Origin of the sequence: Nostoc sp. (assembly GCF_036919555.1) — a bacterium.
In the GTDB taxonomy this organism is placed as follows: Bacteria; Cyanobacteriota; Cyanobacteriia; order Cyanobacteriales; family Nostocaceae; genus Nostoc.
The window spans coordinates 1-18,793 of the sequence record NZ_JBALCS010000088.1; the positions used below are offsets into that span (position 1 = coordinate 1).

An 18,793-nucleotide genomic window follows, 5' to 3' on the forward strand; every position below is an offset into this window, starting at 1 on the left:
TATTCTATCGTCAGACTAGTGTCAGCGATCGCCTGTCCTAAATAATGACTCAAACCTATTACTAGCATAGATTTGGTAATTCGCGGATAGGTCTATTACACGTAGCTCGGAGTTTTGGTGTCTCCGACTCCGCTCAATTTCAGTCGGGGGTTTAAATCCCTGTCTGAAATTGTCTAAAATGTTTGAATTTTGAATTTTGAATTAGACCTCTTGTAAAAGTCCCTAACACCCCACCCCCAACCCCTCCCCGCTCTTCGGGAGGGGAGACAAAGCGTAGCTTTGGCGGGGTGGGGTTCTTATTTTTGATTTATGCAAGAGGTCTATTGTTAATGGTCTTCTGGGTGCAAACTGTACCAGCCATACCAGTGACGAACTGCTAGCCAGACGGCTGAAAGAAAACCTGCTAGGCTGAGGGTGAGGCCGCTGAACGGTACTAATAATCCAAAGATAGGTAACACTGCTCCAGCAATAGTGGCGATAATCGCAGCCAGGGAAGCACTGCGGCTTGCTCCCAATCCCCATATTAAAATTAGTAAGATGATGGAAATTAAAGTCCAAGCCAACTGAGCATTTATAACGCGAGCTAGATAGGTCAAAGTCAATAGACAAGCAAAGAAAATACTACCAGCGATCGCAATATTTCTGAAACTCATTGGGAGTGACAAATATAACAACAATATCCACCACAAAAATATTGCTGGTGCTAGTAATAAAAGCCGGGGAATAACACCAGTGTGACGAATGGGATCGGTGTTGGTAAACACTCCAAATGGATTTTTGACTGAAACATTATCGTCAAACTTCCAAGTAAATTGAGTAGTGCGTCCATCAACTTTAATCTCATTCGGTACAACACCACTAGCAAAATCAGCTGGAGCAAAGTTAGCAATTGCGGTGAGGCGAAAATTAGAAAGCAACTGTCCTGTGGCGCTATAAACCCAGCGAGGCCCTCCTTGAGCCTGATAGGTGACTCGAAAGCTGGTTTCTTCACCTGGTTGCAGCCGGAAGGGAAAACCATAGTCTCCCGGATTGGTTTGTTGTAGCCTAGTACGGTCACGCTCTACTTTGTAGCTAGCAAGTAGCGTGTAGCCGTTAGGCGGCGGTGCTTCAAAAAAGAAATTATTAATATCCTTGAGTTGGTTAACTACTTTATAATCAGCAGTGTATTCCACGCGATAAATTGAACTGCGGCCTGGGACATCTACGCTTTGGTCAAGCTTGACCTGAATTTGCGAACCACCCAACGTTAAGAAGCGATTGATTTCTCGTGTCTCATTTACCTTGACAATCTTGCCATTGACTTGGGTGTTATAGGAGTATGGCTCTTGAATAGAGTAGCGCACTTGCGGCGCAGATTGTTCGAGCTTTTCACCTGCGACACTTTCGGCCACTTGAGCCACCCTTGCTTGTTCCCAGTAGTGATAGCGATTGCTCAAAGTTGAACAGAGAAAAAATCCAGGTACTAACAGAACTAATATTAGGGTTAAATGCTGTAATCCCCGTAACAGTTGGGAATAACGAACAGCCCATTCGCCTATGAATATTACTTGTTCCGGCTGGTTTCGACGTAGAGAAAAACTTACTAGAGCGATCGCAACTCCCAAAGCTACGACCAAAAATACTAATAACAGTGAAGCTTTGAGCGCCTGGGTTCCAAATTGGACAAGCTCAATCGGATGCGTCAAATCGGGTAATCCGGGAATACCTTGAGCAGTAGATGGCATTGGCTGATTTTTGGAGAATTTGGAGAATCAGACCAATAAAATCTCTCAAAGGTTTCTGAAAACAGTTTTATTTTATACGCCGACAGTTTCAATAAACATCAAAAGCCCAGTCATGAAGACCGGGCTTTTGAGGAGAAACAATGGGGCTATATTCCCCGAGGCTTAGTTATAGAGGTTCAGTATAATATCGATGCTCTGATATGTACTACCACCCCGTTGTGATCGATTCCGGAAAATTAGCGAAGAATTTTTGAGTAGCTTTCCTTTATCTCCCAAAATACACCAAAGGACTAGCAGCATCAGCGTGTAAAATTTACAAATATTGATTTTCCGGCTTTTGCTGATGAATAATGCATTTGGTAGCTGGCAAGAATGGCTAACAGTATTCGCCTATCTAGGTTTCACGGTCTTTATTATCTGGCGCGTGTTTACCGCCCAGAAGAATTAAAAAAGCTGCATATCATCTCACCAGGGTCTTGTTGCTGAAAGGGCAACACAGTTCCATCGTGTTGAACTTTGACTCGTTCACGACAATTGTAAACCTCGACGGGTCTTTTTACTCCATCCACACTAACAGCTGCTCTGTATTCCCAATAATTTTTAGCACTTCGGTTAATGCTGAGAATGCAAATCTGGTTGCGTAGCCCGTTGTAGACATCGTAATTGCGGCATACAGATGCAAAAGCCGGATGTACCCCTGAGAAGAATAGTATCAATAGCAACATAAATATGATGTATTTAATCCTGTTCATAAAAAATTATTTAAGATTACATTATTTGGAAATATGATTAAATTCTTAAACCCTTTGATTTGAGTCAATTACTTTTCCTAGTTTGATAGACCAGCGATCGCAACTTCTAAGCACATAAAGCATGAGAGCAGTAGCAAAAAGCTCACAATACCATAGGTGCTATTTTTCGCTAAAGTTTACTAAACTAAGTTGAAGCATGCCCAAACACCTCCTCTACTTTGAGGATAAACATCTAGTGCGTCTGTTCATGTACCATACCCTAATACCAATTCCTAATATCCTGCGGGAAGTTGCACTTTGTGCGTCTATATAATTGAGAAAGTCAGATCACATCTAGCTGGGTTTCCACCATTTGTATCTGTAGTCTTATTTTGGAGAATTGATATCACATATGTGCAAAAAAAGTCAGTCTTAAGGACGATAAAATTGCCACTAAAAACAAATTTTGAGCAATCTGAGATTGTACGCTGTTTTGCAGCACTACTGCTTTTCGGTCAAGTCTGGCTACATTTTCTCCAAGGAAAAACGTACTACCGCAAGATTCTACAACATCTGGTAACTGCTGGGCCAGTTTCTATCTCTCCAGTTCTCCTTGTTAGTGGTTTTGCAGGAATGATTTTTACTATTCAGACGGCGAGAGAATTAGTCCGATTTGGGGCTGTCAATGCTGTGGGAGGTGCTTTTGCCTTAGCTTTTTGTAGAGAATTGGCTCCAATTTTAACCGCTAGTATTATGGCGGGGCAAGTCGGTTCTGCTTTTGCCGCAGAAATAGGTGCAATGCGCGTAACAGAGCAAATTGATGCACTTTATATGCTCAAAACTGATCCAATTGATTATCTAGTACTTCCGAGAGTAATCGCTTGTTGTTTGATGGTGCCTTTGATGACGATTTTGGCTTTAGTTACGGGCATCATCGGCGGAATTTTTGCCGCATCACAGTTTTACCAAATTATTCCCGAAACATTTTTAGAATCAGTCAGAGATTTTTTAGAACCGTCAGATTTATTTATTATTTTGCTAAAAGGGTTTATTTTTGGAATTCTAGTTGCTGTCATTGGCTGTAATTGGGGGTTAACTACTAAGGGGGGAGCAAAGGAAGTCGGAGAATCTGCAACAAAAGCAGTTGTTACTAGTTGGGTGTCAATTTTTATCATGGATTTTTTCCTCTCTCTACTGCTGTTTGAACAGCCTGTATTTTGAACCCAAGCAAGTATTGAAAAACAAGATTTCCGACTTCTTAAAAAAGTCGGGAGTCGGAGCCAAAAATAAATTTTTCGGTCAGCAATATCGGTTCGGAAGCTTTGGCGCAGCCCACTTGATCACGTTAGCGGAATTTGGGAATATATTAACTTGTAGATTAGCGCACCCAAAGCTAAACCTCCCAATGAAAAGATAGACGCAGTTGAAAAGGCTAGCCCTTCCCTAAGACCCGCTCTTTGAAAGTCTATCCTAACTAATATAGTCGCTGAAATGATGAGTAAGGTATCAAGAAATACCTGAAACCAGGCAATCATGATAAAAAATAAGAAAGCTGCTAAGACGGCAACGCCGAAAGACCTGATATTTGATTTAAGCAAAATACTGTAGTAATATGTCATCTTCGGCCAAGGAGCAGTCACCGTTACTATTAACAACAAGATAGCAATCACAGTTGCCATCCACATAAACAGAGGAGCATGTGTTTCAGATATTACCCAGCCCAAAGTACTGTAACTAAGCAGCACTAGCGCCAGGGATACCCAAGGAATTCTTTTCAAAATTGACATGGGTTGATATTCCTAGTACGGGGTCAAGGTATTATTGCATTACTGAATATATAACTATTGACTAATAGCTAAACAATCATTTTCTGCCCACCAAGCGTAGATGGGCGTGTCGCGGTCTGGTAAACCGCCAAAAGTATTAGGTTGCAACACATTGATGCTAATACCATTTGTTAATTCCACAACATAATTAACGTGTGTGCCCAAATACATAACATTCACAAGCCGTCCTTCAAAGCAATTAGCTGGCAAATTGGGTGGATAAAGCGAAAGCTGTATTTTTTCTGGGCGCACACTCACTACCACCGCTTGTGATAATTCAGATGGTGTATCTTCAGCGCGGCTAATGACAATTGAGAGTCCCGTTTTTGTCGAAATTTGCAGATTAGAAGAGTCTACCGCGACAATTTCACCACTGAATAAATTAGTATCGCCAATAAAATCAGCAACAAAAGATGTCTGGGGACGTTCGTAAATTTGGCTGGGAGTGCCAACTTGTTCAATTTTGCCTTGGTTCATCACGGCAATGCGATCGCTCAAACACAATGCTTCTTCTTGGTCGTGTGTCACCATCACAAAGGTAACACCCAAGCCTTTGTGTAAATTTGATAACTCAACTTGCATTTCCTTACGCAGTTTTAAATCTAACGCCCCTAAAGGTTCATCCAGTAGTACGACGGTGGGACGGTTGATTAAAGCCCTGGCTAAGGCGACACGTTGCTGTTGACCACCAGAAAGTTGATTGGGAAAGCGCGATCGTAAACTTTCCATTTTCACGAGTTTTAAAGCTTCTTGGACTCTAGCTTCAATTTCCGATTTAGGTATTTTTTTTAACCTCAGTCCAAAGGCGATGTTATCCCAGACATCCAGGTGGTTAAATAAAGCGTAACTTTGAAATACAGTATTGACGGGTCGGCGGTAAGGCGGCACATTAGTCATAGACTGACCCTGAATCAACACCTTGCCAGCGTCAGCGATTTCAAACCCAGCAATTAAGCGCAGTATTGTTGTTTTACCACAACCGGAGGGGCCTAAAATACTAAAAAATTCTCCTTGTCTGACATCCAAATCGATTCCATGTACTGCTGGTTCTTGGTTAAAAAACTTGAAGACGTTACGCAGTTCAACATCAAGTGGCTGAAAAGTTGTTATCCCCCTCTGATTCTGCATGACAATTTGAGCCATAATCTTTAGTAGAATGCCGTGATCTTACGTAATTTTGTCAGTAGTCTATTGGACAGACTAGATTTGACACTTTGGTTTATTGTATCCGCCAAAAACAATTGTTCAAGAATATACTCGCCCGATTCTTTCATACCCATTACTGAGTATTACCCTACCATAAATGTATACAGTTATGCTGCTACTTAGACATTCTTTGATGAAGCTAATATGTCTTCAAATTACATCTTAGCAATTGCTAAAAGACTAGCTATGATTGCGTTTATTCATTTTGAACTTTGAATTATTTATGTTCCCATCACTTGGCAGCAAAAAAGATACACGTACCGTTGGACGTGGTTTCCAATCAATATTTTTAATCGTATTTACCCTATTAATGACCGTTGGTATTGAGGCTCGTTTGGCATATTTGCAAATTGTTGAAGGGTCAAAACTCCGAGAACGAGCGGAAGCGAACCGAATTCGGATGATTCTCAAACAACCGGAACGGGGCAATATTTTTGACCGAAATGGCAAGCTTTTAGCCAGTACTCGCTATCCTAGCTCTGTATATTTGTGGCCGATGGCACATACTAAGCCTTCCTGGTCTGTAGTCGGCCCGCGTCTAGCGCAAATTCTCAACATTCCGCAAGATGAGATGGAAAAGAAATTAGAACAAGCAGGTGCTAATTCTTCTTCACTCATCCGAGTTGCTCGTGATCTAAATGAAGCAGAAATCACGGCATTAAAGGAGTATAAAAATGAACTCCCGGAAGTGGAAATCAATACAGATTCTGTGCGTTATTATCCCCACGGCAAGCAATTGGCGCATGTACTAGGTTATACGCGGGAGTTGACAGCCGACCAGTTAAACGATAAGAAGCAGTCAGGCTACCGACTGGGAGATGTAATCGGTCAGATGGGGGTGGAAAAGGCTTATGAGAAGATACTGCGGGGCGAATGGGGTGGTCAGCAGGTGGAAGTAGATGGTGCGGGTAGACCAATCCGGGTTTTGGGAGAGAAACAGGCAAAAGCTGGTAACGATTTGCATCTGACCATAGATTTAGATGTGCAAAAGGCAGCAGAAAAAGCTTTGGGAAATAATCGAGGCGCGATCGCCGCAATTGATCCGAAGAATGGTGCTGTTTTAGCAATGGTATCTTACCCCACCTTTGACCCAAATATCTTCTCCAAACAAAAACTCTCTCAGAAAGATTGGGAAAGTGTGCAAGGTAAAGAGCATCCCTTGATCAATCGTGCGCTGAGTGCCTTTCCACCCGCCAGTACTTTCAAAATCGTCACTACGACAGCTGGACTGGAATCGGGTAAATTCTCTCCAGACTCAGTATTACAGACTTTTGGTTCCCTGACTGTTGGGGGAGTGACTTTTGGTGAGTGGAACCACGCCGGATTCGGGCCATTAGGATTTCCCAGAGCGATCGCTATGAGTAGTGATACTTTCTTCTATCAAGTTGGTAGAAAAGTCGGTGGCCCAACTTTAATCGAATGGAGTCGCAAATACGGCTTTGGTCAAAAAACTGGCATTGAATTTCCCAACGAAGAATCAAAAGGTTTGGTTCCAGATGAAACATGGAAGCAGAGAGTTTTGAAGACGCCTTGGACTGTAGGTGATACCATTAATATGTCAATTGGTCAAGGCGCTTTGCAAGTGACACCCCTGCAATCGGCGATTATGTTTTCTGTGCCTGCTAATGGTGGGTATCGAGTTCAGCCGCATTTGCTCAAAGACAACGAAGAAGCAAAAAGTTGGCGCTCATCGTTAAATATGAAGCCGGAAACTATCAAAGTTCTCCGTGAGGGACTGCGGAAGGTGGTGAGTGAGGGTACAGGTAAGAGCTTGAACGTCCCCACAATTGCCCCAGCGTCTGGAAAGAGTGGCACTGCTGAAGCTGGTGGTGGTCGCCCAAATCATACTTGGTTTGGTGCTTATGCGCCTAGTAATAAGCCGGAAATTGTCGTTGTGGCATTTGGGGAAAATACTGGCGAGCATGGTGGTACTATCTGTGGTCCGATGGTTTTACAAGTGCTGGAAGCTTATTTTCAACATAAGTATCCAGGTAAGTATAAAAAACTTCAGCCTGAGCCATCAGAAGCTAAAATTCAGAGTTCAGGACATGTGACTGGAGACTAGGAGAAGGAAGGGGCCTATGGATTGGCCAATGTTGAACACTCTGTTCCAGCTACTGAACATACAGTTTATGAAATTGCGTCTGTCGGTAAAACTTTCATCGCTACAGTCACAATGATGCTGGTAGAGGAAGGGATAATTTCGCGAGAAGATGCGATCGCAGATTATCTCGATCATCTACCCATAGCGTGGCGAAATGTCACTATCCAGCATATTCTGTCTCATCAGTCTGGAATTCCCAACTATACTGATGCCCCAAACTATTGGGAAATTACCCATCTTGATTTATCTAAATCTGAAATTTTGGCTTTAGTTACTGACCTACCCCTCAAATTTCAACCGGGTGAGTTTAGCGCCTACGACAATACAGGCTACTATCTACTAGGTTTGATGCTAGAAAAGGTAACTGGACAATCTTATGGAGATTTATTGCAAGATCGCATTTTTGCTCCTTTGGGAATGAATGCAACCGTGATGAATCATCCCAGTGACATAGTGCCACACCGGGCTGCTGGCTATCGTTTGCTAAATAGCAAACTCGTTAACAAACCTTATTACAGTCCTTCAGTAACCTATTCTGCTGGAGGTCAAATTTCCAGTGTGGAAGATATGGTGAAGTGGGAACAGGCGCTTTGTGGTGAAACTCTGCTAAAGCAATCAATCTTGGATAAAATGTGGACTCCTCATTTTTCAAATCAGGGGGATGATTGGGAGAAGTTGAGATATGTTGCAGGTTTAGGTTGGTGGGTATTGAATTATAGCGATCGCCGAGTAGTTGGTCATAATGGTTCGATACTAGGATTCGCAAGTAATATTACCCGCTTTATTGATGACAAAATTACCGTGATTTTACTTTGCAATCTAGATAAAATTTCCCGACCAGATGCGATCGCTAAGGACATCGCTGAATACTACTGTCCAGTTCTTACCGAACTAGTGCTTCAGCCTCCATTAGTGGAGAGGGAGTAAAACCAATTATTCCTGACTCTACTAACCCTCAGAACTAATGGGACAGACTACTAGTAATCCACCAAAGGAACTTTGCAGGGTCAAATGGAGGAATATAAGCGTTCAAGTTTATTCCGTGCGTCCGTAGTTTTAAAGCGCCAGTTTACACTGGCTCGTTCTTGGTTACGGTTTTTCTCCTAAGTGAGAATTTCAGATTTCAATATTTGTACTTCTGGAATTCGCCGCTCTAAGCATTGACGGGATAAAACAGATAATTCAATTTCGACCTGGTTTAGCCAGCTAGCATGTTTTGGGGTGTAATGAAACTCTAACTTTTGGATAATCCTACGTGCTTCTTGCGGTTCAAAAACTTCATAATATTTTTTTGCCATAATGCTACCCTAATTCCTTTGTTCAGTAAAGCCAATTATCATGGAAAATTGCCATTGTCGGGATTGCCAGCAGGCAACAGGCAGCGCATTTGTGGCAGCGATCTCCTAATTCCTAACTCTCTCCAGTTGCGGAAGTAAAGCTGTAAAAGCCTTGCCTCGATGGCTAATTGAACCCTTCAACTCCGGTGTCATCTCAGCAAAGGTCAATTGCAACTCTTGCACATAAAAAATTGGGTCGTAGCCGAAACCATCATTACCACGAGGTGTGTAGAGAATTTCGCCACGACAAACACCTTCAGATTCTAATACGATCGCACCATCAGGACGAGCGATCGCTACTGCACAAACAAATTGAGCTTGGCGATTTACTTCGTTGCCTAATTCCCTCAATACCCTAGCAATGCGTTCTGAGTCGGTTTTGGCGTAACGTGCAGAATACACCCCTGGTGCGCCATTTAGGGCATCTACTTGTAAGCCCGAATCATCAGCAATTGCCCAGTTTCCTGTGGCTTTAGCAATTTGTGATGCTTTCAGACAAGCGTTGGCGGCAAAAGTTTCGCCCGTCTCTTCAATTTCCAATTCTTCAGGTTTGAGGGTTAATTCCCAACCAGAATTTCTCAGGTAAGCTTGCATTTCCCGCAACTTACCTGGATTTCCTGTAGCTACTACAAGTAATGTCATGAATTACGAATTATCAGTTAGGAGTTAGGAGTTAGGAGTTATGAGTTATGAGTTATTAATTCCTAACTCTCAACTCCTAACTAATTTTACTCCGCCCACTGTTTCGCCCAAGCAAGAGTTTGATGTACTTGCTCAATTGTTGAGGCTTCGCAGTACAGGCGTAAAACTGGCTCAGTACCGCTAAACCGAATCATTAACCAGCTTTGATCAGCTAGGCGATATTTGTAGCCGTCAATTGTCTGGCAATCAATCACTGCTAACCCGGCAATTTCTGTTAAGGGTTGGCTTTGCAGTTGTTGCAAAAGACGCGATCGCACTTCCATACTTGCTAAGGGTAAATCAATGCGATCGTATGCTGAGGTAAACCCTGTTTGTTTCTGCAACTGGCGATAATACTCACCTAAATCCAAACCAGATTCGACAATCGCCTCTAGCACGTACAATGCTGACAGCAGCGCATCGCGTTCGGGAATATGGCTGCCATAGCCAATTCCTCCCGACTCTTCGCCACCCAGCAACACTTTTGCTGCTAACATTCTGTCAGCGATGTATTTATAACCAACAGCTGTCTCAAAGACTGAGAGGTTATGTAGTGCTGCTACAAGGGGCATTAAGTCCGAACCACTAACGGTTTTGACTATTTCCCCAGTAAAGCCGCGCCGTAGGGTTAAATGGTCGATTAATATCGGGATTAATACTTGGGAACTTAGGAAGTTGGCTTCTCCATCCACAGCTGCAATGCGATCGCAGTCTCCATCAAATACCAACCCCACCGTTAAACCTGAATTATCAGTTTCTCGGTGAGTTTTGATGACTTTAAATAACTTTGAAAGGTATTTAGGCAAAGGTTCCGGCGCACCACCACCAAAGAGGGGATCGCGTTCGCTGTTGATCTCTTTGACCTGATTGCCTAGTAGTCTCGCCAATCCGCCAGCAGCAGCGCCATGCATGACATCGGCAAATAACGTCAATTTGCCACAGGCGATCGCTTCTCGAATTTTGACGATATCAACTTTACCCTCTAGTGCTTGGGTATAACTGGGCCAAGGATCGAATTTCTCTTGCTTGCCTGGGGTAGCTGCTAGTGGTACTACTCCAACCGACAACTGCGCTTCTATCTCTTTTGTGACTTCTGGCGGTACTGACCCACCAAAATAGCCCTTGACTTTTAAACCTAAGTATATACCAGGATTATGGCTGGCTGTAATTACCAGCGCCCCTAAAGCATTGAGTTCTTTTGCTGCCCAACTATAAGCTGGGGTTGGAGCATAGCCCTCGCTCAACAGCACATCAAATCCAATAGCGGTGACAGTATCGGCAACAGCACGAGCAAAGTCTTCGGCCATGAATCGGCGATCGTAACCGACAATTATTGTCCGGCTACCCACCTGAGAAAAATATGTATTATATAATACTTTTGCGGCGACTGGCGCGACCAGGGCTAGGCGTTCAAAGGTGAACTCGTCACCAATAACACCCCGCCAGCCGTCTGTACCAAACTTGATTGAGTTAGCTACAACTGGCATCTAAGTATCCTAACTGTCTACTTGAGGATTCTAGCATTTATACAGTGTATAAAGTAAAAAAAGAATCTAGTAATAATATGTACTAATAATATTCAACACAAAAGTGAGCAAATTTGTGCATTGCAGAGGTGCAATGTTTAACGATAAGCCCCTCTACGCGTGCCAGATTTAAAAGAGAATAGCGCCTTTGTGACGTACTCTTTTAAAAGGCTTACACTATTAAAATTGCAGGTATCTATCGTTAGCATTAAGCAGACTTGAGGGTTCCAGCAAATCGTATATTTGATCAAGGCTGTAAGGATAAAAGCAGTGATAGACAATCGGGCAATATCAATCAGTTTATTTACAGGAGCAGGTGGACTAGATATTGGGATAGAACAGGCAGGTTTTCGGGTAGTAAGTGTTGTTGAGAAAGATCCTGATGCTGCGAAGACTATAGCTTTCAACCGACCTCACCTAAATAGTGCCGTAGCAAGAGATATACAGAACATCACTGCTCAAAATCTTTTGGAAGAAGGGAGATATGTTATTAACCTTGGTAGACCCCTACGCATTGGAGAAGTAGATTTAGTAACTGGCGGTCCCCCTTGTCAACCCTTCAGCACAGCAGGAAAACGTGGTTCAGTTATGGACCCGCGTGGCAGCTTGTTTATGGACTTTATACGTATTGTTGAACAAGTGCAGCCACGCTTTTTTGTCATGGAAAATGTTAAAGGTTTACTCTCGGCTCCTATTCGTCATAGACCTCATCTGGAACGGGGAACGGGTTATGCTCCTCTGGAACTAGATGAAATGCAAGGAAGCGCTCTTGAGATTGTTCTAGAAGAAATGAAGCGCCTTGGTTATCAAGTTATTTATAAAGTAATGGAAGCAGCAGATTACGGTGTCCCGCAAAACAGAGCGCGAGTAATCTTTATTGGCTCAAGAGATGGTGAATCAGCTACATTCCCTTTACCTACTCATAGTAAAGATGGCTCTTTATTACCTCAATGGCGCACTCTTAAAGATGCCCTAATCAACTTAGAAGATCCACAACCAGAGTATACTTTGTACTCAAAAAACCGTCTTCAATATTTAAAGCTTTTAAAAAGTGGTCAAAACTGGAGAGATTTACCTAACGACTTGATAAAAGAAGCAATGGGAGGAGCTTATAAATCTGGAGGCGGAAAAGTAGGGTTTTACAGAAGGTTATGTTGGGATAAGCCGTCTCCTACTATCACCACAAGTCCTTACCAAAAGGCTACAGATATGTGTCATCCAGAGGAACTGCGACCTCTAAGTGTTCGAGAGTGTGCCAGGATTCAAACCTTTCCAGACTCATGGATTTTCTATGGTTCAACAGCCTCTAAGTACCGACAGATAGGTAATGCTGTACCTGTACTCTTAGCTCAAGCTATTGGTGAATATTTACATAGTTTAATTAGACAGGAAAAACCTAAAGGAATACCAGTCTTTGAACAGCTTTCACTATTTAATCACTAGATTCCTAGCCTATTGATTATTTTAGGACTTTTATAACTCAATTTGTTGCCAGTATTTATTATCTTCTACATACAATGCTGCGGGATTTTCAGCGAGAGTTTGTCTAACAAAGGCAGCAAAGTCTTTTTCGGAAAGATTAGAACATCCTATTAATTGATTCAGTTCTTTCCAATAGTAAGCTCCATTTTGAGCATTAACTCTATGCCATTTCCGAATGATGGTTCCTTTACGAACACTACTGCTCGAACTATTTTCAGAATTACTACGGTTTTTAACTTGTAATAGCTCACCTTTACTGGTGCAAAAATCGACCTTATTTATAGTTTCACCCCAAGCACAGTACCAACCATAAAATGACAATTTTTCGGCAAGATATTCTTCTAAAAGAAGACCTAAGATATTTTCTGCCGACATGGAAAGACGATGAGCAGACTTTATGTGATTAACGCCGTCAGTGCTGAGAGTAGGTAAACGAACTGAAATAATTGTGTCAATAATTTCGTCTGAAACAGTAGCTATCTTCTTACTAGTTCGCTTTGAAGGCCGATTATTATAACCTCCAAAATACTTATTTAACCACTTAGTAATGTAATCTGAGCGAGAATTGCATACTTTTAAATATGGAAATAATTCAGGCGAATTATAACAGACGGATAAAACTGTTTTTACAGAATCATTCCAGAACATCCCAGCACGAGCTTTAGCGATATTTTCAGCTTCTGACATGATCAGATTGGCATCAAAATCAGGTATTTTTAGGTTATTGCTCACAGTTACTATTGGGTAAAATATGCTGTTTCAGTTACTGCTTCTAGTTTTCCCAATAATTCACAAGGAGTAATACCCAAAGCCTTATTTACCTCCCAAAACTTCACCACGTCCAAACTTCGTTTGTCACGCTCATATTTATAGATACACAAATCTCAATAATCTCAATATTTCTATATACAAATATTAATAATCCTTAATAGTATTAACTATTAAGGATTGTTGAGAGGAGCAAAAACTGCTCACAAACCTGATTGTTCCTTAAAAATCATCGAGAAACTGACTAAGGCGACTGATTACGGGGTCAACCTCTTGAGGAGGAGTAGCAACAGTATAAGAAGTATTATTTACTACTTCTAATTGAGTTGGAGACGGAATGAACGATCGATCATTGACTATGAGCGCCAGTTGTGCAACTTGTTGAGAAAGTTGCAGTAGATGGTGTTCCATCGCCTCCAAACGATTAGAACCCTTGGCAAAAAAACGTTCCTCAAGTCCAGCCACTTGACGTTGCAGTTCACCAATTTGTTGATCAATCGGTGTTGTTGCTGCTGTTTGTGGAGCAGGTTGTACAGATTCCGGTACACATAAAGACTGCCACAAGGCTTCTTTACAGAGGTCACTGAAAGTCTTGTCTGGTTGTTTTTCCAAATAACTTTCTACTTGCGCTAACAAGCTTTCATCAGCAAGCTCTGGGTTGAACGTGACGGATTTAACTACCTTTTTTGACCATTGGAACATCAGCTTTATGCCCTAGCTGCGCGATTGGAGGATAATTGTGCCTCTCCATAAATATACTGCCCCAAAGCATTCGCCTGTCGTGAAGGTGCTGCTAAATGAGCATTAATCTTTGCTTCTTTGAGCAGACGTTGAACGTCGTCCCAGAAGAACTCACCACCCCCGCCAGTGAGAATCACATCAGTGACGCGTTCTGGCAACCAGGCTAGCACACGGCTACAGATTTCGCGCGAAAACATCTCCGTGAGGTTGGGAAGAAAATCATCTAGGTTGGTGGGCTTGCTAGCGCCTTTAGGACGGTAATAGCGTTCACCTCTGGGTTTGTTAACAGTAGAAATCAGCGCTAGAGATTGACTATCTGCTCCCTCAATTTCGGCAGATACCAATTCATAAAACTTATTCATCCCAAAGTCTTCGCTCTTAGAAGCACCTCTGGCAAAACGAAAGTTATCTACCATCAAAAGATCGACGGTTTGATGTCCAATATCGACGATCGCCACCGATATTTTTGTAAAATCGGGACTGCCAGGACTTTTCTTTGGTTGAGCTTCAGACCACAGTAGGCTGCCGTAGCCCTCTGGCATTACCCAAACTTTACTGACGTTCAGCGACACAGATTCGCCTCGGAAGTTCAAAACATGAGGCCCACCTACTTGGCTAATCAACTGTGCTTTTTCCTTTTCAAATTGCTCTAAGGAAAGAAAAGGCAGACCCAGTACGACTGAGATATCATTTTTGAGTTTGAAGTAGCCAGCACTTGCTAACACTTTTACCAGTGCAGCTTCTACCTTAGATTGGCCGACTCCTAAATTTGCCCCAAAATCTGCTGCTAGTTGACCAACAGCATATCCATTTCCTTGATACTCCAGCCATAAATCCATTAAGGGATCAGTAGCCCTAGCTTCAAAAACACCACCGCGTACTTGTTCTATTGACATCTGCTTCACGTTGGCAGGTACGAACACCACATTGTTCGCTTCACGACTCACACAAGTTTTTGTGGAAGTTCTGCCTAAATCAACACTGAGAATAGTTTTTCCACCAGCGACTGGGATGGCAGGATTAACAGCATTGATGGGGGTCGATGCTGACACTCTATTCATGGGTATAGCAGCGGCATTCATTGGGGTAGCGGCGGAAGGTTGGTCTGTCATCAAAGCTCCTAGTTCAAACTTAACTGTAAAAAGTTGTCAATGCTCATCTTACAAAAATGCGAGCAACCAGAAATTCTAGGTTGCGTCAAGTGTAGCTAGAAATACGCCAAAAATTAATTCTGGCGATACCTCCGGTGGACTTTGCCAACGTATATCTAGTATTATTTGGCATAGTGTAGGCGAATTTTGGCCAGATGTAACCCTGCTTTCACTGCTTTCAAACCAAAAGCGGCCGTGTTTCACCTTCTGGTGCGTCTTAACTGGCGCTTGAGTACCCAGAAAACAAATGCTAAAACCAAACCACCAAGTACGATTTTGGATACAGGAGCAAGATACTTGTCCACAAGTTCATACTGACTACCCAACGCATATCCTGAGTATGTTAGCAAACCAACCCAAGCAGCGCTACCTAATGTTGTATAAAACAGAAATTCTAGCAAATGCATATTGGTGATTCCTGCGGGAACAGAAATCAAGGTACGGATTCCTGGCACAAGGCGACCAATGAAAACTGCTTTGTTACCTTGAGAGTCAAACCAGCAGGTTGCCTTATCGATATCTTTACTGGATATTGCCAGCCACTTACCATACTTGTCAGCTATAGCTTTCAAGCGCCTTTCACTTAATAACTTACCAGGGTAATACCAAATAAGTGCGCCCAATACAGAACCCACAAGTCCTGCGAAAAACACTCCAATGATATTCAGCTTTGCCCCGCCTGGTTGATATGGACTTGCAGTAAATCCAGCCAATGGCATGATCAATTCTGAAGGAATGGGGGGAAAAAGGTTTTCTAGGAACATTAGTAGGGCGATTCCCCAATAGCCAAAATAGTTGATAGTATTAGTTATCCATTCAAGCATTGAGTCAATTCCTGAAATTACTGCACTAGTCTTGTTGCTAAATTCCGCCTTAGCTTTTTTAAAAGGTAATTATCCCCGCTTGCTAAAGTCAAGGTAATTTTGCTGCACTCAAAGTTGGCATCGCAACTCAGAAACAGAGTCAGACAACTGGAAGCTAGGGGTCTGTTTGATTAATTTCGAGGGTTATAAAAGTTCGTAGTGAGTTAGCGCGGTCTTCTCCCTTCGCGTAGCGTTGGCGAGTTTTGTCTGCGACACGTTACCCTAAGGATCAATAGCTCAAGCCCTTGAAATTGACCGATAAATCGCTCACTACGAACCTCACAAAATTAATAAAACGAGCCACTAGGTTTTGTTTTCTAATTTTTTAGATCCCCCTTAGTCACTTTTTTAAAAGGGCTAGGAAGGATCTAAAGATTTGATGGCAAATTTCAAAACACACTTGAGGTTTTTTTCTGAGATTGATGCTGTGGAGGAGATGAGGGAGCAGGGAAAGAGAAGGGAGAAAATTTTACTTTGTCCCCCTTGTCCCCTCTGCCCCTCTTCTTCTAGGCTGTCGGGGTCAATGATTGTACTCTTGGTTCAGATTGCCAGTCTAATGGATTCCAAACTCGATCTTCCAGCGCCATTTGCTCAATCAAACTTGCCAGTCTTAGGGCTTTGAGAGCTTGTTCACCACCTACTGAGGGTTGATTGCCACCGTGTACACAGTTGACAAAATGTTCTAATTCTGCACTCAATGGTTGAATATTGCTGGTGTAGACTTTTTCAATCACACCATCTTGCCTGTAAAGTACTTGTCGGTGGTCGGTGAGAGAATTAGCAGTCGTTTGTCGGTGGATCAAAATTTCATTCTTGAGAAAATCTGCCTCAGTAAATGAATTTTTGCAATGGGCGACAATCCGGCGAATTTTCCGGTGGGTGACTTTACTGGCAGTCAGAGTAGCAACAATACCATTAGCAAACCCCAAGGTGGCGGTTACGTAATCTAAATAACCAGAGTCCAGGGCGCGAGTCCCGCTAGCAGTCAATTTTGTGACTGGGGAAGCAGCTAATTCTAAAAGTAGGTCAATGTCATGGATCATTAAATCCAGCACAACCGAAACATCGTTTGCCCGATCTGAGTAAGGACTCATCCTATGGGCTTCTAGCGCCAGCAATTCCTCAGTTTTCAGTACTTGGCTCAGTTCTTTAAAAGCTGGATTGAAACGCTCAATATGACCTACTTGCAGGATACACCCAGACTCTGCTGCGGCATTTACTAGGGACTCTGCCTCAGAAATACTGGCTGCGATCGGTTTTTCAATCAAAACATGAATTCCCGCTAACAGACAGTTGATGCCCACCGCATAGTGCAAGCGGGTGGGAACAGCTACACAAACTGCTTCCACAAGGGGTAGCAGATCACAGTAATCTTCAAAAAAACGCACCTTGTACTTGCTGGCAGTTTCTAATCCTCGCTCAACGTTAATATCTGCCACTCCGACTAGTTCAACATCTTTCATTGAACTCAGCACGCGAGCGTGGTGTTGTCCCATGTTACCCACTCCAATCACGCCTATGCGGATCGGTCGTGGCTGGTTACGCTGTGTATATGGATTCGGTTCTGCCACTGACATGCTATTTTGCACTATTATTCTCTCCTCAACCACCAAATTTAGAGACGCTACGGCCGTTGGCGTTTATACTCGAAAGCCAGTTACGATCCGTCTAAAACCATCCAGATGGTAACATAGAGCCTATGTTTATGAAGAATTTCAAAGTTTGTGATCGGTTCCCGTAATCCAAATATCTTTTGTATAGATAGTTCGGGTTTGCTTTGGATTTTGCACTTTCTCCAAAAAATATATGTCTTTTTATTAACTTTAAAAAATTCAGTAAGACCTAAGTGTAAATTCTCTTTAGCATTGCCTCCTGGCATCTTCTTAAGGTGTGGTTTGGCGATTTGAAATCCAAAATTTGCAACGGATATGAAAGCTGTAATTTTGTTATCTGGGGGATTGGACTCTTCCACAATTCTGTACAAAGCTCAGGCTGATGGCTGTGAATGTCATGCTATTTCCTTTGATTACCAGCAGCGACACCGACAAGAGTTACAGTCAGCCCTCACCGTCGCTCAAAAAGCTGCGATCGCAAAACATCAGGTGGTTAATTTTGACTTACGACAATGGGGCGGTTCAGCACTTACTGATGATGCGATTGATTTACCCCAGGAGCGATCGCTGGCTGAAATGTCTCAAAATATTCCTGTCACCTATGTTCCGGCTCGTAATACCATCTTTTTAAGCTTTGCTCTTAGTTACGCCGAAGCGATCGCAGCTGAACGTGTCTATATCGGTGTCAATGCCCTAGATTACTCAGGATATCCTGATTGTCGCCCTGACTATATCCAGGCAATGCAGGAAGTATTTCGCCTGGGAACCAAACAAGGGCGTGAGGGACAACCAATTAATATTGTCGCACCCCTAATTAACTTGAAAAAAACTGAAATCATCCAATTGGGCAATCAATTGGGAGTTCCTTGGGAGCTAACTTGGTCTTGCTATGCCGGTGGTGATGTCGCCTGCGGTGTGTGTGATTCTTGTCGGTTGCGGCTAGCAGCTTTTGCCGAATTGGGACTCGTTGATCCAGTGGCGTATGCTTCTTGAATGAGGAGTTAGGAGTTAGGAGTTAGGAGTTAGGAGTTAGGAGTTAG

16 protein-coding genes and 2 pseudogenes are annotated in these 18,793 nt (G+C 42.8%); 6 read left to right on the forward strand and 12 right to left on the reverse strand.

Going from position 1 to position 18,793, the window contains the following annotated elements; genetic code table 11:
• Positions 1–326: 326 nt before the first annotated feature.
• Complete coding sequence (locus V7K36_RS24190; RefSeq protein ID WP_335120048.1) at positions 327–1,724, reverse strand: hypothetical protein; 1,398 nt, start codon at positions 1,722–1,724, stop codon at positions 327–329.
• A gap of 428 nt (positions 1,725–2,152) precedes the next feature.
• Entirely contained in the window at positions 2,153–2,476 is a 324-nt protein-coding gene (locus tag V7K36_RS24195; RefSeq protein ID WP_335120050.1) for a hypothetical protein, read from the reverse strand.
• Positions 2,477–2,902: 426 nt separating this feature from the next.
• On the opposite strand from V7K36_RS24195, the gene V7K36_RS24200 reads away from it, so the two are divergent.
• A complete protein-coding gene (locus V7K36_RS24200) occupies positions 2,903–3,676 on the forward strand; it encodes an MlaE family lipid ABC transporter permease subunit (RefSeq protein ID WP_335120053.1) in 774 nt (257 codons plus the stop codon).
• A gap of 119 nt (positions 3,677–3,795) precedes the next feature.
• Here the strand turns inward: V7K36_RS24200 and V7K36_RS24205 are convergent, their stop codons facing one another.
• Together V7K36_RS24205 and V7K36_RS24210 are read right to left on the reverse strand one after the other, a co-directional pair.
• A complete protein-coding gene (locus V7K36_RS24205; protein WP_335120055.1) occupies positions 3,796–4,242 on the reverse strand; it encodes a hypothetical protein in 447 nt (148 codons plus the stop codon).
• Positions 4,243–4,296: 54 nt separating this feature from the next.
• Positions 4,297–5,424: an ABC transporter ATP-binding protein gene (locus V7K36_RS24210; RefSeq protein ID WP_335120057.1), complete on the reverse strand. Its 1,128-nt coding sequence runs from the start codon at positions 5,422–5,424 to the stop codon at positions 4,297–4,299.
• A 286-nt stretch (positions 5,425–5,710) separates the two neighbouring features.
• Between V7K36_RS24210 and mrdA the strand changes: the two genes are divergently transcribed.
• Both mrdA and V7K36_RS24220 read left to right on the forward strand, forming a co-directional pair.
• Positions 5,711–7,552 carry a penicillin-binding protein 2 gene (gene mrdA / locus V7K36_RS24215; protein WP_335120059.1) on the forward strand — a complete coding sequence of 614 codons (1,842 nt, stop codon included), beginning with the start codon at positions 5,711–5,713 and terminating at the stop codon, positions 7,550–7,552.
• A gap of 21 nt (positions 7,553–7,573) precedes the next feature.
• Positions 7,574–8,518, forward strand: coding sequence for a serine hydrolase domain-containing protein (locus V7K36_RS24220; RefSeq protein WP_335120061.1), 945 nt, complete (start codon positions 7,574–7,576; stop codon positions 8,516–8,518).
• Positions 8,519–8,598: 80 nt separating this feature from the next.
• Here the strand turns inward: V7K36_RS24220 and V7K36_RS24225 are convergent.
• Positions 8,599–8,874: pseudogene (locus V7K36_RS24225) on the reverse strand (transposase); the annotation flags it as partial.
• A gap of 46 nt (positions 8,875–8,920) precedes the next feature.
• Here V7K36_RS24225 and V7K36_RS34285 point away from each other — a divergent pair.
• A pseudogene (locus tag V7K36_RS34285) lies at positions 8,921–8,998 on the forward strand (GFA family protein); the annotation flags it as partial.
• Here the strand turns inward: V7K36_RS34285 and rdgB are convergent.
• Together rdgB and V7K36_RS24235 are read right to left on the reverse strand one after the other, a co-directional pair.
• A complete protein-coding gene (gene rdgB, locus V7K36_RS24230; protein ID WP_334946848.1) occupies positions 8,995–9,570 on the reverse strand; it encodes an RdgB/HAM1 family non-canonical purine NTP pyrophosphatase in 576 nt (191 codons plus the stop codon). The pseudogene V7K36_RS34285 and the gene rdgB sit on opposite strands and share 4 nt — an antisense overlap.
• A gap of 86 nt (positions 9,571–9,656) precedes the next feature.
• Complete coding sequence (locus V7K36_RS24235; protein ID WP_335120063.1) at positions 9,657–11,096, reverse strand: phosphoglucomutase/phosphomannomutase family protein; 1,440 nt, start codon at positions 11,094–11,096, stop codon at positions 9,657–9,659.
• A gap of 309 nt (positions 11,097–11,405) precedes the next feature.
• Between V7K36_RS24235 and V7K36_RS24240 the strand changes: the two genes are divergently transcribed.
• Positions 11,406–12,578, forward strand: coding sequence for a DNA cytosine methyltransferase (locus V7K36_RS24240; protein ID WP_335120065.1), 1,173 nt, complete (start codon positions 11,406–11,408; stop codon positions 12,576–12,578).
• A 30-nt stretch (positions 12,579–12,608) separates the two neighbouring features.
• Here the strand turns inward: V7K36_RS24240 and V7K36_RS24245 are convergent, their stop codons facing one another.
• The 5 genes from V7K36_RS24245 to V7K36_RS24265 form a co-directional block, all read right to left on the reverse strand.
• Positions 12,609–13,349: a SinI family restriction endonuclease gene (locus V7K36_RS24245; protein ID WP_335120067.1), complete on the reverse strand. Its 741-nt coding sequence runs from the start codon at positions 13,347–13,349 to the stop codon at positions 12,609–12,611.
• 258 nt (positions 13,350–13,607) lie between these two features.
• The gene (locus V7K36_RS24250) at positions 13,608–14,087 is read right to left on the reverse strand and encodes a plasmid segregation centromere-binding protein ParR (RefSeq protein ID WP_335120069.1); all 480 of its coding nucleotides are present in this window, start codon (positions 14,085–14,087) and stop codon (positions 13,608–13,610) included.
• 5 nt (positions 14,088–14,092) lie between these two features.
• Positions 14,093–15,238, reverse strand: a complete 1,146-nt coding sequence (locus V7K36_RS24255; protein ID WP_335120071.1) for a ParM/StbA family protein — start codon at positions 15,236–15,238, stop codon at positions 14,093–14,095.
• A gap of 239 nt (positions 15,239–15,477) precedes the next feature.
• Positions 15,478–16,101: a DedA family protein gene (locus V7K36_RS24260; RefSeq protein ID WP_335120073.1), complete on the reverse strand. Its 624-nt coding sequence runs from the start codon at positions 16,099–16,101 to the stop codon at positions 15,478–15,480.
• Between the two features lie 545 nt (positions 16,102–16,646).
• Entirely contained in the window at positions 16,647–17,729 is a 1,083-nt protein-coding gene (locus V7K36_RS24265; RefSeq protein WP_334828576.1) for a Gfo/Idh/MocA family oxidoreductase, read from the reverse strand.
• Between the two features lie 339 nt (positions 17,730–18,068).
• Between V7K36_RS24265 and queC the strand changes: the two genes are divergently transcribed.
• Positions 18,069–18,746, forward strand: a complete 678-nt coding sequence (gene queC, locus V7K36_RS24270; protein WP_335120075.1) for a 7-cyano-7-deazaguanine synthase QueC — start codon at positions 18,069–18,071, stop codon at positions 18,744–18,746.
• The last annotated feature ends 47 nt before the right edge of the window (positions 18,747–18,793 follow it).

Coding starts and splice junctions, on each gene's coding strand:
- V7K36_RS24190 (WP_335120048.1), bottom strand. CDS start 1,724: ATGCCATCTACTGCTCAAGGTATTCCCGGATTACCCGATTTGACGCAT.
- V7K36_RS24195 (WP_335120050.1), bottom strand. CDS start 2,476: ATGAACAGGATTAAATACATCATATTTATGTTGCTATTGATACTATTC.
- V7K36_RS24205 (WP_335120055.1), bottom strand. CDS start 4,242: ATGTCAATTTTGAAAAGAATTCCTTGGGTATCCCTGGCGCTAGTGCTG.
- V7K36_RS24210 (WP_335120057.1), bottom strand. CDS start 5,424: ATGGCTCAAATTGTCATGCAGAATCAGAGGGGGATAACAACTTTTCAG.
- mrdA (WP_335120059.1), top strand. CDS start 5,711: ATGTTCCCATCACTTGGCAGCAAAAAAGATACACGTACCGTTGGACGT.
- rdgB (WP_334946848.1), bottom strand. CDS start 9,570: ATGACATTACTTGTAGTAGCTACAGGAAATCCAGGTAAGTTGCGGGAA.
- V7K36_RS24235 (WP_335120063.1), bottom strand. CDS start 11,096: ATGCCAGTTGTAGCTAACTCAATCAAGTTTGGTACAGACGGCTGGCGG.
- V7K36_RS24250 (WP_335120069.1), bottom strand. CDS start 14,087: ATGTTCCAATGGTCAAAAAAGGTAGTTAAATCCGTCACGTTCAACCCA.
- V7K36_RS24255 (WP_335120071.1), bottom strand. CDS start 15,238: ATGACAGACCAACCTTCCGCCGCTACCCCAATGAATGCCGCTGCTATA.
- V7K36_RS24260 (WP_335120073.1), bottom strand. CDS start 16,101: ATGCTTGAATGGATAACTAATACTATCAACTATTTTGGCTATTGGGGA.
- queC (WP_335120075.1), top strand. CDS start 18,069: ATGAAAGCTGTAATTTTGTTATCTGGGGGATTGGACTCTTCCACAATT.